The sequence below is a fragment of the Cupriavidus sp. TMH.W2 genome, assembly GCF_050847365.1.
GTDB lineage: Bacteria > Pseudomonadota > Gammaproteobacteria > Burkholderiales > Burkholderiaceae > Cupriavidus.
In genome coordinates this window covers 2,433,951-2,449,336 of sequence record NZ_CP193792.1, presented here as the reverse complement: position 1 = coordinate 2,449,336, position 15,386 = coordinate 2,433,951, and the positions used below count along the sequence as shown (strand labels likewise).

The window sequence follows — 15,386 nt, the reverse complement described above, 5'->3', positions numbered from 1 at the left end:
TTACTCCTTATGGAAGAACTGCGCCAGCGACCATTCGTCGGTGCGCGCTTCGTACTTCAGTCCCTTCTTCATCGCCCACATTGCCAGCTGGCTGTGCGACGGAATGATCGCGTGGTCGGCCAGCGCAAATCTTGCCGCGGTGCGGGCATTCTCCTCGCGCGCCTTGTCGCTGCTGACCGTGGTCAGCGACTTCTCGATCAGCTGGTCCAGTTGCGGGTTGCTGTATTTGCCCCAGTTCCAGGTGCCGTAGCCGGTCTTGGGATTGGGCGTGCCGGTGATCGAGCGCAGCGCCACGTCGGCAGCGGCCGAGCCCCAGCCCAGCATCTGGAAGGCAAACTCGCCCTGGCGCGCGCGCGTGAAGTAGGCCGCCACCGGCAGGGTTTCGACCTTGGTCTGGATGCCGATGCGCGTCAGCATGCTGGCGGTGGCCTGCGCCACCGCGGCGTCGTTCAGGTAGCGGTTGTTGGTGGCGTGCAGCGTCAGGCCGAAGCCGTCGGGGTAGCCCGCGGCGGCCAGTAGCTTCTTCGCGCCTTCCGGGTCGTAGGCTTCGGGACGGGTGCCGGGATGGCCGAAGATCTGCGGCGACACGATCGACGATGCCGGCACCGCCAGCCCTTCCATGATGCGGCTGACGATGGCGTCGCGGTTCAGCGACTTGCTGATTGCGGCGCGCACGCGCGCGTCCTTGAACGGGTTCTTGCCCAGCGGCTTGCCGGCCTTGTCGGTGACAAAGGGCGGGTTGTCGCGCGACTGGTCCATCTGCCAGAAGATGGTGCGCCACGACACCTGCTGCTCGATCCTGAAATTGGGGTTCTGTCTGAGCCTGGCCACATCGGCCGACGGCACGCTCTCGATCACGTCGACGTCGCCCGCCAGCAGCGCGGCGCTGCGCGCGCCGTTGTCGGTGATGATGCGGAACACGGCGCGGTCCCACTCGGGCCTGGGGCCCCAGTAGTTCGGGTTGCGCTCCATCACGATCTCTTGCCCGCGCGCGAAGCGCACGAACTTGAACGGGCCGGTGCCGATCATCGCCTTGCCCGAGTCAAAGTCCGCCTGGGTCAGCGTGGCGGCGACCTTCTTCGGCATGATCGGCACGCTGTTCAGGTCGTTGGGCAGGTTGGCGTAGTTGGGCACGCTCATGGTCAGGCGCACCGTCAGCGGGTCGGGCGTGTCGATGCGCGCGATCGGCTTGGTGTAGCTGGTGAACGAGCCCGGGCTGTTGGTGAGCTTCTCCGGGCGCTCCAGCGAGGCCTTGACGTCCTCGCTGGTAAAGGGCGAGCCGTCGTGCCACTTCACGTTCGGGCGCAGCCTGATTTCCCAGGTGATGGCGTTGACCGGCTTCCACGACAGCGCCAGGCCGGGGATGTAGCGGGCGTTCTTGTCGAGGAACACCAGCGACTCGAAGATATGCAGCGCGATGGCGTTGTTGGGGCCGGAATTGTTCCAGTGCGGATCCATCGACGTGACGTCGGCCGACAGGCCGATGCGCAGGTCTTCGGCATGGGCGGCGCCGGCCGGCAGCAGCGTGAAGGCGGTGCTGCCCAGCACCAGCGCCGCGGCGGCATGGAGTGCCGCGCGGCGCGTGGGGTGGGCAAGGCGGCGGGGCGGACGGGTCGATGTCATCTGGCTGGCTCCTCGTACGGGTCCGCGCGGGCGCGGACGGGTTCTCACGCGGTTTTGTCCCGCATTGTGCCGCTAAAGTGACATGGTTGCAGCCTTTGGCGGAAGCGCAGGTTCCCGACCGGTAAAATGGCGCCCATGTTTGCCAATTCCCGCACCATTGTCTCGGCCCAGGCCGATGTCCACGAGCACCTGGCTGCGCGCGTTGCGCGCCACCTGGCCGAACCGTTCCGCAAGCCCGTCGGCGAGCCCAGCCGGCGCGAGCTGGCCGCGGCGCTGCAGCGCTGGCAGCAGGCCGGCGGTGCACCGCTGATCCTGGATGCGGGCTGCGGCGTCGGCGAAAGCACGCTGCGCCTGGCGACGCAGTTCCCGGACCATTTCGTGATCGGCATCGACCAGTCCGAGAAGCGCCTGGCCGCCGGCAAGGACTGGTGGGGCGAGGCGCCCTTGCCAGCCAACTTCTGCTGGGCCCGGGCCGACCTGGTCGACGTCTGGCGCCTGCTGCAGGCCGAGGCGGTGCCGGTGGCGCGCCACTACGTGCTGTACCCGAATCCGTGGCCGAAGATCGGCCACCTGGGGCGGCGCTGGCAGGGGCACGCGGTGTTCCCCGCGCTGGCTGCCTGCGGCGATTACCTCGAGTGCCGCAGCAACTGGCGCATCTATATCGATGAGTTCGCCCAGGCGCTGGAGCAGGTCGGGCGCCCGGCGCGGCTGGAGGCCTGGGAGCCGGCGCAGGCGATGACGCCGTTCGAGCGCAAGTACGGGGCATCGGGCCACGGCTTGTGGCGTTGCCTCACCGAGCGCACGCCTGCCTGATCCGTGCACCAATGAAAAACGGCCCGCGCATGCGGGCCGTTTTTCAGTCTGGTGCACGGCGCGTCAGTGGAACAGCGGCTGCTGCGTCGGCGCGTCCTCAGGCAGTTCGGCGTGCACGATCTCGCCGTTGCGGTCCGCGTACAGCGGCGTGCCGCAGTCTTCGCAGTACTCCGGATCGAACAGCGCGGCATGGCGGAAGATGTCTTCCACACCGGCGTTGCGCAGTTCCTCGCAGATCTGGTCGAGCGGGTTGCCCTTTTCATCGGCGTCGACCTCGCCGGCTTCGCGGCCGTAGACCGGCCAGACGATGCCGTAGATCACATCCTTCTCGCCGCGCATGGTGAAGCCCACGCGGTATTCCTCGACCACTTCCTCGCCGAAGGCGGCCACCACCGCGGCCAGCTGGCCGGCGGAGATGTCCAGCGTGCCGCACAGGTAATTGACAGCGGCGCGCACGGTCAGCGGGCGGATGCTCTTGTCGGATTCGCGGCAGGACAGGAAGAAGGCATCGGGCAGCAACAGCTCGAACTCGCAGCCCGGCAGCAGCAGCGCCACCGACGGCTGCACCTGGTTGCGCCATTGCTCCAGGCAGGTCGAGCGCTCGGCGTGGTGCTCCTTGGCGTCTTCCTGCCAGCGGAACAGCGCCTGCTCGTGCGGAGCCACCACCACGGCCAGCAGGTAGCGCGGATCGGCCAGGATCGGCGCGGTCTCGGGCAGGTCGCGCAGGTCGACCTTGGGGACCGCACCGGCCAGCGCGGCCGCGGCCAGCTTGTGCGTCAGCGCGAAGGTGTCACTATGCGTGCGCGGCAGCTGGTCGATGCTGTACAGGTAGGGCGACAGCGACACCCTGGTGCCGTTGGCCAGCACATGTGCCTGCAGGTGCACGGCCAGCGTCTGCGCCAGTTCCGGCTTGAGCGCGCCGGAAGGAATGGCGTAGCGCGTGTGCGCCAGGATCGGGGCGGCGATCAGCAGCGCGTCATAGACCTGGCCGTCCACCTCGATAGTGGCGGATTCGGCCAGTGTCTCGGCCTGCTCGGCCAGCACGTCGGACGCGTCTGCATTGTGCTTGAACAGGTGTTCCAGCGCCGCGTCGAGCGCGGTCTGGCTCCCGTTCTTCAGCAGGCGGCCCAGGCGCTGAGATAGCCGCCGTTCCCAGTATCCGTCCTCCATGCGGCTGCCCGATGCGTCAAGGGCGAGCGCGTCGGCCACCAGACGCTCGGCGTCTGGGGAGAGTCGTGGGGAAGCCTTGGGGCGAAAACCTGCCATAGAAAGAAACCGTCCGTTTATGCGTAAAACGGTATTCTACTCGCTGCGTTGACACGCAGGCCGCTATATGCGTGCGGTCGGCGCCGGTGCAGGCTGCACGTGCGGCTTATTTCTCGGCCGGCGCGGAGGCGGGGGCGGCGGGGGCGTGGCTTTCGACGCTGTGCGACTCGCCGGCAATGGAAACGTCGCTGCCGCCCTTGGTCAGCAGATAGAGGGCCGCGCCGGCGACGACGACGAATGCGATAAGGATCTTGACCACGGTGTCTCCTGATTTTGGCTGATGCCGGGGGATCCCGGCCTCCGGTCGTGCGACCGCTGTTCTTGTGGGGCACAGTGTGGCAGCGCTGGCTTGCGTGGAACTTACACGCGCCGGGCATCGTGCCGAGTGACTCAGAGGCCGCAGGGGGCAATGAAAAACGCCGCCTGCGACCCCGCAGTGGAGGCCAGGCAGGCGGCGCCGACGGCGCAGGTGACGCTCAGGCGGCCAGCAGCTGGCGCAGCACGAACGGCAGGATGCCGCCGTGGTTGTAGTAGTCGACCTCGATCGGCGTATCGATGCGCAGCAGCACCGGCACCCGCTGCGCGTCGCCGTTGGCGCGATGGATCACCAGCACCACGTCCTGCTGCGGCTTCAGCTCGCCCTCGATACCTTCGATGTCGAAGGTCTCATCGCCAATGATGCCCAGCGTCTGCGCACTGTCGCTGCCCTTGAACTGCAGCGGCAGCACGCCCATGCCGACCAGGTTGGAGCGGTGGATGCGCTCGAAGCTGCGGGCCACCACGGCCTTCACGCCCAGCAGCTGCGTGCCCTTGGCCGCCCAGTCGCGCGACGAGCCGGTGCCGTACTCTTCGCCGCCGAACACCACCGTGGGCGTGCCCTCGGCGACGTACTTCATGGCCGCATCGTAGATCGACATTTCATCGCCGGTGGGCTGGTGCAGCGTGATGCCCCCTTCCACGCGCGAGCCGTCGGCCTTGGCCGGGATCATCAGGTTCTTGATGCGCACGTTGGCGAAGGTGCCGCGCATCATCACTTCATGGTTGCCCCGGCGCGAACCGTAGCTGTTGAAGTCGGCCTTGAGCACGCCATGCGACAGCAGGTACTTGCCTGCCGGCGAGGTGTCCTTGATCGAGCCGGCCGGCGAGATGTGGTCGGTGGTCACGGAATCGCCGAAGATGCCCAGCGCGCGCGCGCCGCGCACGCTGGCGCTGGTGGCGGCCGGCTGCATGCTGAAGTCCTGGAAGAAGGGCGGCTCGGCGATGTAGGTCGATTTGGGCCAGTCATAGACCTGGCCCTTGGTGCCCTTGATGCCGGCCCACAGCTTGCTCGGCTTCTTGACCTGTTCGTAGTTGCCCTTGAAGGTCTTGGCGTCCATCGCATACTTCATCAGCGCGTGGATCTCTTCCGAGGTCGGCCAGATGTCGCCCAGATAGACGTCGCGGCCCTTCTTGCCCTTGCCGACCGGCTCGGTCATCAGGTCGCGGGTCACGTTGCCGGCGATGGCATAGGCCACCACCAGCGGCGGCGAGGCCAGGAAGTTGGCGCGGATGTTCGGATGGATGCGGGCCTCGAAATTGCGGTTGCCCGACAGCACCGCGGCGGCCACCAGGTCGTTGCTGGTGATGGCCTCGTTCAGCTCGGGCGTCAGGTCGCCGGCATTGCCGATGCAGGTGGTGCAGCCATAGGCGGTCACGCCGAAGCCCAGCTTTTCCAGGTACGGCAGCAGGCCGGCGGCCTTCAGGTATTCGGTCACCACGCGGCTGCCCGGTGCCAGCGAGGTCTTGATGTGCGGCGCCACCGTCAGGCCGGCTTCCACCGCCTTCTTGGCGAGCAGGCCGGCGCCCAGCAGCACGCTCGGGTTGGAGGTGTTGGTGCAGGAAGTGATCGCGGCAATCAGCACGTCGCCGTTCTTCACCTCGAGGCCGTCGGCGGTGGTGTAGGCGCGGTCCAGGTCGGCAGCATCCTTGTTGAAGCCGTTCTCGGCCACCGGCTTGCTGAACAGCGAGGCAAAGGTGGTCTTGACGTTGCCGATCTCGATGCGGTCCTGCGGGCGCTTCGGGCCCGCCAGCGACGGCGCCACGGTGCCCAGGTCCAGCGTCACCACCTTGCTGTAGTCGATCTCGCCGGCCTTGGGAATGCCGAACATCTTCTGCGCGCGGAAATAGCCCTCGAACGCGGCGATTTCCTCTTCGGTGCGGCCGGTGCCCTTGAAGTACTCGATGGTCTTCTCGTCCACCGGGAAGAAGCCCATGGTGGCGCCGTACTCGGGCGCCATATTGCCGATGGTGGCGCGGTCGGGCAGGGCCAGGCTGGCGGTGCCTTCGCCGAAGAACTCGACGAACTTGCCCACCACCTTTTCCTTGCGCAGCATCTCGGTGACGGTCAGCACCAGGTCGGTGGCGGTGACGCCTTCGCGCAGGCGGCCCTTCAGTTCCACGCCGACCACGTCAGGTGTCAGGAAATACACCGGCTGGCCCAGCATGCCGGCTTCGGCCTCGATGCCGCCGACGCCCCAGCCGACCACGCCGATACCGTTGATCATGGTGGTGTGCGAATCGGTGCCGACGAGGGTGTCGGGGTAGTAGACCCCATCCTTCCTGTGCACGCCGCGGGCCAGGTACTCCAGGTTGACCTGGTGCACGATGCCGAAGCCCGGCTGCACCACGCCGAAGGTGTCGAAGGCCTGCATGCCCCACTTCATGAACTGGTAGCGCTCGTTGTTGCGCTGGAATTCCAGTTGCATGTTCAGGTCCAGCGCTTTCTTCTCGCGGAAGTGGTCGACCTGCACCGAGTGGTCGACCACCAGGTCCACCGGCACCAGCGGCTCGATCTTCTTGGGGTTCTTGCCCATCTTCTCGGCGACGTTGCGCATCGCCGCCAGGTCGGCCAGCAGCGGCACGCCGGTAAAGTCCTGCAAGACCACGCGCGCCACCACGAAGGGAATCTCGTCGACGCGGTCGGCGTTCGGCTTCCAGCCGGCCAGCTGCCTGACGTGTTCCTCGGTGACTTTCTTGCCGTCGCAGTTGCGCAGCACCGATTCCAGCACCACGCGGATCGACACCGGCAGGCGCGCGATATCCAGGTCCAGCGCCTCGCCCAACTGGGGCAGGGAGTAATACTGGCCCTTGCCGGAAGAGCCGATCTTGAATTCTTTTAGCGTGTTCTTGAGGTTGTGGGGCATTGCCGTACTCCGATCGAAGGATGATGCGATGGCATTTGGCTCGGACCTGATTCGAGACCCCGGTGCGCTGCCGCGGCGATTGACCGCGGTCCGAGGCCGGCAGCGCACTGCAACTGCATACTCTAACCGGGGCGCGGCTTTGCCGCCACCCGGCTCGGCATCCAGCCGGCCACAACGACGCCGGCCCGACAGCATGCCCCGCCCGGGATTGACTGCCCGGCAAGGCAAAAAGGGCGCTGGCGGCCGGAATTCAACGGCTGCCAGCGCCCCGGTACGGACTTACTGCTTAGGTGCGGCGGATTGCTGGGTGCCTGCCGGCTGCAGCGCCTGGCCGCCCGGCACCTGCGTCGGGCCGCCCGGGGGCGTGACCAGCAGCGGGGCGGTCACCGGGGCGCGCAGGCCGCCGGCCTGGGTCGGGGCAGCCGCGCCGGCCTGCATCGCTGCGGACTGGCATTCGTCGGCCAGGCGCTGGCCCAGGTTCTTGTTGAACAGCATGGCCTTGCTCGGGATCACCACCAGGTCCAGCCCGGAGCGGGCGTCGTAGTAGCGGTCGGCGCCGGTCACCGTGGTCTGGCGCGGCAGCTTGTAGTCCTTGCCTTGCCAGTGCACGGTCAGGACTTCGTCGCGCAGCATGTCGCCGGCGATATACAGGCTGTTGCCCAGTTCGCACTGCCACTTTTCGCCGTTCGGGGTGACTGCGGCAGCGGTGCCTGCGGCCGCGGCGGTGCCGGCAGCCGCCTTCTTCTTGGCCGAGGACTTCTTCGCGGTGGTCTTCTTGGCGGGTTCCTGCGCCATCGCGGCGGTGGCGGTGGTCAGGCTGAATGCGCCGATGCAGGCGGCAAGGACAAGATGTTTCATTTTGTGAGTGCCTTTCGGATACTGAAATCGATCTATGTTTGATTCGCCGCCCTGGGATCGGGGCGGCGCCGGGACAATTTCCGCCGTTATTCTCTACGATTTGGCGAAGGCGGCGTAGTGCTCTGGTCTTTGGTTACATAATCGGCGCCGCTGTTGGCCCGGCTTCACTTGCGCTTGCCGATCGGCACGAACTTAAGGTTCTCCGGACCGGTGTAGTTGGCGCTCGGGCGGATGATCTTGTTGTCGATGCGCTGCTCGATGATGTGCGCGGCCCAGCCCGAGGTGCGCGAGATCACGAACAGCGGGGTGAACATCGCCGTCGGCACGCCCATCATGTGGTAGCTCACCGCGCTGAACCAGTCCAGGTTCGGGAACATCTTCTTGATGTCCCACATCACCGTTTCCAGGCGCTCGGCGATGTCGAACATCTTCATCGAGCCGGCGTCCTTCGACAGCTTCTTCGCCACTTCCTTGATCACCTGGTTGCGCGGGTCGCCGGTGGTGTACACCGGGTGGCCGAAGCCGATCACGACTTCCTTGTTCTCGACGCGGCGGGTGATGTCGGCCTGCGCTTCATCCGGGTTGTCGTAGCGCTTCTGGATCTCGAACGCGACTTCGTTGGCGCCGCCGTGCTTGGGGCCGCGCAGCGCGCCGATGGCGCCGGCGATCGACGAGTACATGTCCGAGCCCGTGCCGGCGATCACGCGCGCGGTGAAGGTCGAGGCGTTGAACTCATGCTCGGCGTACAGGTTGAGCGAGGTGTTCATGGCGCGCTCCCACAGCGCCGACGGCTTCTCGCCGTGCAGCAGGTGCAGGAAGTGGCCGCCGATGGAGTCATCGTCGGTTTCCACTTCGATGCGGCGGCCGTTGTGGCTGTAGTGGTACCAGTACAGCAGCATCGAGCCGAGGCTGGCCATCAGGCGGTCGGCGATATCGCGCGCGCCCGGGGTGTTGTGGTCTTCCTTCTCCGGCAGCACGGTGCCCAGCACCGACACGCCGGTGCGCATCACGTCCATCGGGTGGGCGCTGGCGGGCACCCATTCCAGTGCGGCCTTGACGTTGGCGGGCAGGCCGCGCAGGCTCTTGAGCTTGGCCTTGTAGGCGGCCAGTTCGGATTTGGTCGGCAGCTTGCCGTGCACCAGCAGGTGGGCGATTTCCTCGAACTCGCAGGTCTCGGCGATGTCGAGGATGTCGTAGCCGCGGTAGTGCAGGTCGTTGCCGGTGCGGCCGACGGTGCACAGCGCGGTGTTGCCGGCGGTCACGCCCGACAGGGCGACGGATTTCTTGACCCGGGGTGCGGCCGGCTCGCTGGCCGTGGCGGCAGGTGCGGCGATCTTCGAGGCGGACATTCGTGTCTCTGGCTATTGGTATGGGTATCGGCTTCAGGCGAAGAACAGCGCTTCCACATTGGCCGGCAGCGGCGTGCCGGTGGCCTGCGCGCGCTGCAGCAGCGACCAGTAATAGCGGTAGCTGGCGCGGTCGTGTAGCTGGCCATCGTGGCGGATCGGTGCCCAGTTGTTCTCGTGCGCCGCCAGCAGGATCTGGCTGGCCGCGCCGATCTCTTCCTGGCCCGGGCAAAACGCCGCCACGATCGGCGCGATCTGGCCCGGATGGATGCTCCACTTGCGCCGGTAGCCGAATTCGCTGCGCGCGCGCAACGCATCGTCGCCGGCACGCTGCGGCGCCTGCACGTCGGTGCTGACGTTGTGCGACGGCACCTTGCCGTGCCGATGGCAGGCGGCGGCAATCTCCAGCATGGCGCGGCGGATCAGCGGGTGCTCGAACTGCTGCGGCGAACGCATGGCCTCGCCCGGGATGGCGCCATGATGCGCCGAGACAAAGTCCATCAGCCCGAAGCTCAGGCATTCCACCTGCACCAGCGCGGCGATATCGAAGGCCTGCTCCAGCGCGGCATGGGTCTCGATCAGGACATGGATCGGGATATGACGGGCGATGCCGGCATTGCGCGCCGCCTGGTTGACATGGTCGGTCACGCGTGCGACCTCGACCACGTCGGTAACCTTGGGCACTACCACATAGGCCAGGCGCGCGCCGGCAGCACGCACCAGCACGTCGACGTCCTCGCGCCAGCTGGGGTGGGCCGGGTCGTGGATGCGCACGCCGACGCGGTTGTGGGCATTGAGCGGGCTGTTGACCAAATGCGCGCACAGTTCGGCGTGCTCGCGCTCATGGCCGACGGCGGCGCCGTCCTCGCAGTCGAAGGTGATGTCGAACACCGGCCCAAGCTCTTGTTGCAGGGCAAGCGATTTGCGCATCAGCTTTTCGCTGCCCGCGTAATGGTCACACACCGGCAACTGGACCGGGATGGCTTCGCCCTGGAACAAGACCTCGGAAGGATGCACGTTGATTCGGATAGATTGGCGTTGACGGGAAAGCGCAGGGGCCAGCCTGGCCCCTGCATATGAAAAAACCGGGGTCCGCGCTGATTCTTGAATCGTTGCGGAACCCCGGTCTTTCCTCGAGCGAGCGGAAGGTCAGCCCAGCAGGTGCTGCACGCCGGCCTTTTCTTCTTCCAGTTCGTTCAGGGTGATGTTGATCTTTTCGCGGCTGTAGGCGTCGATCTCCAGACCCTTGACGATCTCGTACTTGCCGTTGGCGGTGGTCACCGGGTAGCCGAACATGGTGTCGGCCGGGATGCCGTATTCACCGTTGGACGGGATGCCCATGGTAACGACCTTGCCGTTGGTGCCCAGCACCCAGTCGTGCACGTGGTCGATGGCGGCGTTGGCAGCCGAGGCAGCCGACGACAGGCCGCGCGCTTCGATGATGGCGGCGCCGCGCTTGCCGACGGTCGGCAGGAACACGTCGTTGTTCCACACCGGGTCGTTGATCATGTCCTTGACGCTCTTGCCGTCGACGGTGGCGTAGCGGTAGTCGGCGTACATGGTCGGGCTGTGGTTGCCCCACACGAACAGCTTCTCGATCGACGACACCGGCTTGCCGGTCTTGGCGGCGATCTGCGACAGGGCACGGTTGTGGTCCAGGCGCAGCATTGCGGTGAAGTTCTCGCGCGGCAGGTTCGGTGCCGACTTCATGGCGATGTAGGCGTTGGTGTTGGCCGGGTTGCCGACCACCAGCACCTTGACATTGCGGCTGGCGACTTCGTCCAGCGCCTTGCCCTGCACGGTGAAGATCTGGGCATTGGCTTCGAGCAGGTCCTTGCGCTCCATGCCCTTGCTGCGCGGACGGGCGCCCACCAGCAGGGCCACGTCGGCGTCCTTGAAGGCAACCTTGGGGTCATCGGTGATGACCACGCCGGCCAGCAGCGGGAACGCGCAGTCTTCCAGTTCCATCACCACGCCCTTGACGGCTTGCTGGGCTTGCGGGAGGTCGAGCAGTTGGAGGATGACCGGCTGGTCTTTGCCCAGCATGTCGCCGTTGGCGATGCGGAACAGCAGGGAGTAGCCGATCTGGCCAGCGGCGCCGGTCACTGCGACGCGCATTGGGGCTTTAGCCATGAGTAAATCTCCAAACGATAGAAGGGGGGAAGCCGGCCGGCGTCACGCCGCTGTCATGCAAAGGGGCGCGGTGCGTCACCGGGTGCTGGTTGTCGCCACAGCGGGGAGCGGCCGTCCGCCGGAGCCAGGTGGCGGGGCCACGGGGCCGAACCGGTGGGGAGAGCCGCAACGGGTCATGGTGATGCAACAAAGCGTTAGTCTACTGCGAAGCGAGGCGCCATTTCCAGACCGGGCCGCCGCCGGACCGGCACATTCCGGTATGCTGGCGGGCCTGGGCGGACCATCGCGGGCGTGGACCAGCGCGAGTGTAGGCCGGGCCTCCCATGATGTCAATTCATATGTCTTATATAAGACATAAGACAATTAACGTAAGGCTGGACGTATCTCGCCCTTTTGTGGTGAAATCCCGCTATGTCCTCCCTGCCTACGTCCCTGACCGGCGCAGCCGCCCCCGGCGCGCAGGAATCTGGCGCCGCCACGCCTGGCGCCGGGACGCAGCCGCTTTCGCCTGCGCCTGCCCAGCAGTCCGCCCCGCAACCTGCTTCCGCCCCTGGTCCGCACGCCGTGCCGTCGCCCACCTTCAGCCCGCTTTACCAGCAGATCAAGGCGCTGATCACGCGCAGCCTGCAGTCCGGCGAATGGAAGCCCGGCGAGATGATCCCCAGCGAAATGGAGCTGGCCTCCCGCTACAAGGTCAGCCAGGGCACCGTGCGCAAGGCTATCGACGAACTTGCCGCCGAGAACCTGGTGGCGCGCCGGCAGGGCAAGGGCACCTTCGTGACCACGCACCATGAAGACGTGGTCAAGTTCCGCTTCCTGCGCCTCGTCCCCGACGAAGGCGAGCCCCATTATGGCGCCAGCCATGTGCTGGAATGCAAGCGCCTGCGCGCCCCCGCGGAGATTGCCCGGCTGCTCGACATCCGCACCGGCGACAGCGTGGTGCAGATTCGCCGCGTGCTGAATTTCTCGGGCGAATCGACCGTGCTGGACGAAATCTGGCTGCTCGGCGCGAACTTCAAGGGTCTCACCGCTGAAAAGCTGACGGAGTGGAAGGGCCCCATGTATGCATTGTTTGAGGCCGAATTCGGTACGCGCATGATTCGCGCCTCGGAGAAAATCCGCGCCGTGCCCGCCGATGAGACGGCGGCCGAGTTGCTGTCCGTTCCGGTGGGCTCGCCGCTGTTGTCGGTCGAGCGCGTTTCCTACACTTATGGCGATCGCCCCGTAGAGGTGCGCCGCGGGTTGTACGTAACGACCAGGCACTATTACCAGAACGACCTGAGCTGAATCACGGAGCCGGCGGGATGCCCGCGCCGGCGCCGGTTATTGCGGCTTTTGTCATGGTAATGCGGGCCGTTGCGCGGCGCATGTGGTTGTTGCGTGACGCGGCGCGCCGGATGTGGTTTGTGTGCGATTGTCGGGCGGCGCTTGTCGACGCCTGATAGCTGAAAATTATTGGTGCAGCGCGCAACAAAGGCGCTAAAATCTCATGGTTTTGCCCTAATGCATCCCGTTGCATGCAGGGCAATGGCAGTTTCGTTTCTTTGTTTACCGCTAATGGGGTCTCGCATGGCTGAAGCCGTCAAACAAGCCAGGCCGGAGTTCCGGAATATCGGTATTTCGCAGATCGCGAAATACCGGTTGCCCTGGGCCGGCAAGGTATCCATCCTGCATCGCGCGAGCGGTGCACTGATGTTCCTCCTCCTTCCCTTCGTCCTGTATCTGTTTGAACAGAGCATCACCTCCGAACTGAGCTTCGCAAAGTTCTCGGCCCTTTTGTCCGGTGGCTTTGTCAAGCTGGTTGTGCTGGCCCTGATCTGGGGTTATCTGCATCACTTCTGCGCTGGTATCCGCTTCCTGCTGCTGGATGTGCATGTGGGTGTCTCCAAGCCCGCCTCGGCCAAGTCTGCCATCGGCGTGCTGGTTGTGAGCCTGCTGCTTACCCTGATTTTCGGCCTGAAGCTGTACGGCCTGTTCTGAGGAGAATCACGGTGGCAAACAACAATATCGGTCCCAAGCGTCTTGTCGTCGGTGCGCACTACGGCCTGAAAGACTGGCTCGCGCAACGCGTCACGGCCTGCATCATGGTGGTCTTCACCGTGGTCCTGGCCATTGCCTTCCTGCTGTCGAACGGCGCTTCGTATGAAGCGTGGGCAGGGCTCTTCTCCAACCAGTGGATGAAGATCATCACGTTCCTGACCATCCTGTCGCTGCTGTATCACGCCTGGATCGGCGTGCGTGACATCTGGATGGACTATGTGAAGCCGATGGCCGTGCGCCTCGTGCTGCAAGTTCTTACGATTCTGTGGCTCGTCGGTTGCGCGGGCTACGCTGCTCAGATTCTCTGGAGGGTGTAATAAATGGTCGCAGTCAAGACTGGATTGCCGCGTCGCCGTTTCGACGTGGTCATCGTCGGTGCTGGCGGCGCCGGGATGCGCGCATCCCTCCAGCTCGCGGAAGCCGGCCTGAACGTGGCCGTGCTGTCCAAGGTGTTCCCGACGCGCTCGCACACGGTGGCGGCCCAGGGCGGCATCGGCGCTTCGCTGGGGAACATGAGCGAGGACAACTGGCACTACCACTTCTACGACACCATCAAGGGCTCGGACTGGCTGGGTGACCAGGACGCCATCGAGTTCATGTGCCGTGAAGCCCCGAAGGTCGTGTACGAACTCGAACACTTCGGCATGCCGTTCGACCGCAACCCCGACGGCACCATCTACCAGCGTCCGTTCGGCGGCCACACCGCCAACTACGGTGAAAAGCCCGTGCAGCGCGCCTGCGCCGCGGCTGACCGTACCGGCCACGCACTGCTGCACACGCTGTACCAGCGCAACGTGCGCGCCAAGACCCACTTCTTCGTCGAGTGGATGGCGCTGGACCTGATCCGCGACCAGGACGGCGACGTGCTGGGCGTGACCGCGCTGGAAATGGAGACCGGCGAGGTCTACATCCTCGAGGCCAAGACCACGCTGTTCGCGACCGGCGGTGCCGGCCGTATCTACGCCGCTTCCACCAACGCCTTCATCAACACCGGTGACGGCCTGGGCATGGCGGCGCGCGCAGGCGTGCCGCTGGAAGACATGGAGTTCTGGCAGTTCCACCCGACCGGCGTGGCCGGCGCGGGCGTGCTGATCACCGAAGGCGTGCGCGGCGAGGGCGGTATCCTGCGCAACAAGGACGGCGAGCGCTTCATGGAGCGCTATGCCCCGACGCTGAAGGACCTGGCGCCGCGCGACTTCGTCTCGCGCTCGATGGACCAGGAAATCAAGGAAGGCCGCGGCTGCGGCCCGAACGGCGACTACGTGCTGCTCGACCTGACCCACGTCGGTGCCGAGACCATCATGAAGCGCCTGCCGTCGATCCGCGAAATCGGCATGAAGTTCGCCAACGTCGACGCGATCAAGGAACCGATCCCGGTGGTCCCGACCATCCATTACCAGATGGGCGGCATTCCGACCAACTTCCACGGCCAGGTCGTGGTGCCGAAGAACGGCAACCCGAACGAAGTCCTGAACGGTTTCTACGCGATCGGCGAATGCTCGTGCGTGTCGGTGCACGGCGCCAACCGCCTGGGCACCAACTCGCTGCTCGACCTGGTGGTGTTCGGCCGCGCCGCCGGCAACCACATCATCGCGCAGAACCTGAAGCAGAAGGAACACAAGCCGCTGCCGGCCGATGCCGCTGACCTGGCGATGTCGCGCCTGGCCAAGCTGCAGGCCACGTCGTCGGGGGAGTACACGCAGGACGTCGCCAACGACATCCGCAAGAACATGCAGTCGCATGCCGGCGTGTTCCGTACCCAGAAGCTGATGGACGAAGGCGTCGAGCGCATCCTGGAAGTATCCGAGCGCGCCAACAACATCCACCTGAAGGACAAGTCCAAGGTCTTCAACACCGCGCTGGTGGAAGCCCTGGAAGTGGCCAACCTGGTGGAAGTGGCCAAGGCCACCATGATCTCGGCGGCCGCCCGCAAGGAATCGCGCGGTGCCCACGCGCACAGCGACTTCCCGAACCGCGACGACCAGAACTGGCTCAAGCACACGCTGTTCTACAGCGAAGGCAACCGCCTCGACTACAAGCCGGTGAAGATGGAACCGCTGACGGTGGAAAGCGTGCCGCCGAAGGCCCGTACGTTCTGAGCACCGCATCGTAGAGACAACAGGAC

General features: G+C 65.7%; 13 protein-coding genes. 5 read left to right on the top strand and 8 right to left on the bottom strand.

Translation table 11 applies throughout. The annotated features are described in order from the left end of the window. Window positions 1–1,623, bottom strand: a complete 1,623-nt coding sequence (locus tag ACREYQ_RS11300) for an ABC transporter substrate-binding protein (protein WP_432257691.1) — start codon at window positions 1,621–1,623, stop codon at window positions 1–3. A gap of 126 nt (window positions 1,624–1,749) precedes the next feature. Here ACREYQ_RS11300 and trmB point away from each other — a divergent pair, with 126 nt between their 5' ends. After that, window positions 1,750–2,436 (top strand): tRNA (guanine(46)-N(7))-methyltransferase TrmB, encoded by a 687-nt coding sequence (trmB, locus tag ACREYQ_RS11295; RefSeq protein WP_432257690.1) that lies wholly within the window; start codon window positions 1,750–1,752, stop codon window positions 2,434–2,436. A gap of 63 nt (window positions 2,437–2,499) precedes the next feature. On the opposite strand, the gene ACREYQ_RS11290 is transcribed toward trmB, so the two are convergent. The 7 genes from ACREYQ_RS11290 to ACREYQ_RS11260 all read right to left on the bottom strand — a co-directional run bounded on the left by ACREYQ_RS11290 (window position 2,500) and on the right by ACREYQ_RS11260 (window position 11,221). Beyond that, window positions 2,500–3,702, bottom strand: coding sequence for a DUF2863 family protein (locus ACREYQ_RS11290; RefSeq protein ID WP_432257689.1), 1,203 nt, complete (start codon window positions 3,700–3,702; stop codon window positions 2,500–2,502). A 106-nt stretch (window positions 3,703–3,808) separates the two neighbouring features. Next, on the bottom strand, window positions 3,809–3,961 hold the full coding sequence (locus tag ACREYQ_RS11285; RefSeq protein WP_432257688.1) for a hypothetical protein: 153 nt from the start codon (window positions 3,959–3,961) through the stop codon (window positions 3,809–3,811). 217 nt (window positions 3,962–4,178) lie between these two features. Further along, window positions 4,179–6,884: an aconitate hydratase AcnA gene (gene acnA, locus ACREYQ_RS11280; protein ID WP_432257687.1), complete on the bottom strand. Its 2,706-nt coding sequence runs from the start codon at window positions 6,882–6,884 to the stop codon at window positions 4,179–4,181. A gap of 279 nt (window positions 6,885–7,163) precedes the next feature. Beyond that, the gene (locus ACREYQ_RS11275) at window positions 7,164–7,742 is read right to left on the bottom strand and encodes a hypothetical protein (protein ID WP_432257686.1); all 579 of its coding nucleotides are present in this window, start codon (window positions 7,740–7,742) and stop codon (window positions 7,164–7,166) included. Window positions 7,743–7,906: 164 nt separating this feature from the next. Continuing rightward, window positions 7,907–9,091 (bottom strand): bifunctional 2-methylcitrate synthase/citrate synthase, encoded by a 1,185-nt coding sequence (gene prpC / locus ACREYQ_RS11270; protein ID WP_432257685.1) that lies wholly within the window; start codon window positions 9,089–9,091, stop codon window positions 7,907–7,909. A 33-nt stretch (window positions 9,092–9,124) separates the two neighbouring features. After that, window positions 9,125–10,105 carry an HpcH/HpaI aldolase/citrate lyase family protein gene (locus ACREYQ_RS11265; RefSeq protein WP_432257684.1) on the bottom strand — a complete coding sequence of 327 codons (981 nt, stop codon included), beginning with the start codon at window positions 10,103–10,105 and terminating at the stop codon, window positions 9,125–9,127. Window positions 10,106–10,237: 132 nt separating this feature from the next. Next, window positions 10,238–11,221 carry a malate dehydrogenase gene (locus tag ACREYQ_RS11260; RefSeq protein ID WP_432257683.1) on the bottom strand — a complete coding sequence of 328 codons (984 nt, stop codon included), beginning with the start codon at window positions 11,219–11,221 and terminating at the stop codon, window positions 10,238–10,240. A gap of 411 nt (window positions 11,222–11,632) precedes the next feature. Between ACREYQ_RS11260 and ACREYQ_RS11255 the strand changes: the two genes are divergently transcribed. From ACREYQ_RS11255 to sdhA, 4 genes are all read left to right on the top strand, one after another. Continuing rightward, entirely contained in the window at window positions 11,633–12,508 is an 876-nt protein-coding gene (locus ACREYQ_RS11255) for a UTRA domain-containing protein (protein WP_432257682.1), read from the top strand. A 282-nt stretch (window positions 12,509–12,790) separates the two neighbouring features. After that, on the top strand, window positions 12,791–13,201 hold the full coding sequence (gene sdhC / locus ACREYQ_RS11250; protein ID WP_432257681.1) for a succinate dehydrogenase, cytochrome b556 subunit: 411 nt from the start codon (window positions 12,791–12,793) through the stop codon (window positions 13,199–13,201). An 11-nt stretch (window positions 13,202–13,212) separates the two neighbouring features. Beyond that, a complete protein-coding gene (gene sdhD, locus ACREYQ_RS11245) occupies window positions 13,213–13,578 on the top strand; it encodes a succinate dehydrogenase, hydrophobic membrane anchor protein (RefSeq protein WP_432257680.1) in 366 nt (121 codons plus the stop codon). Window positions 13,579–13,581: 3 nt separating this feature from the next. Further along, a complete protein-coding gene (gene sdhA / locus ACREYQ_RS11240; protein WP_011298474.1) occupies window positions 13,582–15,360 on the top strand; it encodes a succinate dehydrogenase flavoprotein subunit in 1,779 nt (592 codons plus the stop codon). The last annotated feature ends 26 nt before the right edge of the window (window positions 15,361–15,386 follow it).

Excerpts from the sequence above, each read along its gene's own strand:
- prpC (WP_432257685.1), bottom strand. The coding sequence starts at position 9,091 with ATGTCCGCCTCGAAGATCGCCGCACCTGCCGCCACGGCCAGCGAGCCG.
- acnA (WP_432257687.1), bottom strand. The coding sequence starts at position 6,884 with ATGCCCCACAACCTCAAGAACACGCTAAAAGAATTCAAGATCGGCTCT.
- trmB (WP_432257690.1), top strand. The coding sequence starts at position 1,750 with ATGGCGCCCATGTTTGCCAATTCCCGCACCATTGTCTCGGCCCAGGCC.
- ACREYQ_RS11255 (WP_432257682.1), top strand. The coding sequence starts at position 11,633 with ATGTCCTCCCTGCCTACGTCCCTGACCGGCGCAGCCGCCCCCGGCGCG.
- sdhC (WP_432257681.1), top strand. The coding sequence starts at position 12,791 with ATGGCTGAAGCCGTCAAACAAGCCAGGCCGGAGTTCCGGAATATCGGT.
- ACREYQ_RS11290 (WP_432257689.1), bottom strand. The coding sequence starts at position 3,702 with ATGGCAGGTTTTCGCCCCAAGGCTTCCCCACGACTCTCCCCAGACGCC.
- ACREYQ_RS11300 (WP_432257691.1), bottom strand. The coding sequence starts at position 1,623 with ATGACATCGACCCGTCCGCCCCGCCGCCTTGCCCACCCCACGCGCCGC.
- sdhA (WP_011298474.1), top strand. The coding sequence starts at position 13,582 with ATGGTCGCAGTCAAGACTGGATTGCCGCGTCGCCGTTTCGACGTGGTC.
- ACREYQ_RS11275 (WP_432257686.1), bottom strand. The coding sequence starts at position 7,742 with ATGAAACATCTTGTCCTTGCCGCCTGCATCGGCGCATTCAGCCTGACC.
- ACREYQ_RS11260 (WP_432257683.1), bottom strand. The coding sequence starts at position 11,221 with ATGGCTAAAGCCCCAATGCGCGTCGCAGTGACCGGCGCCGCTGGCCAG.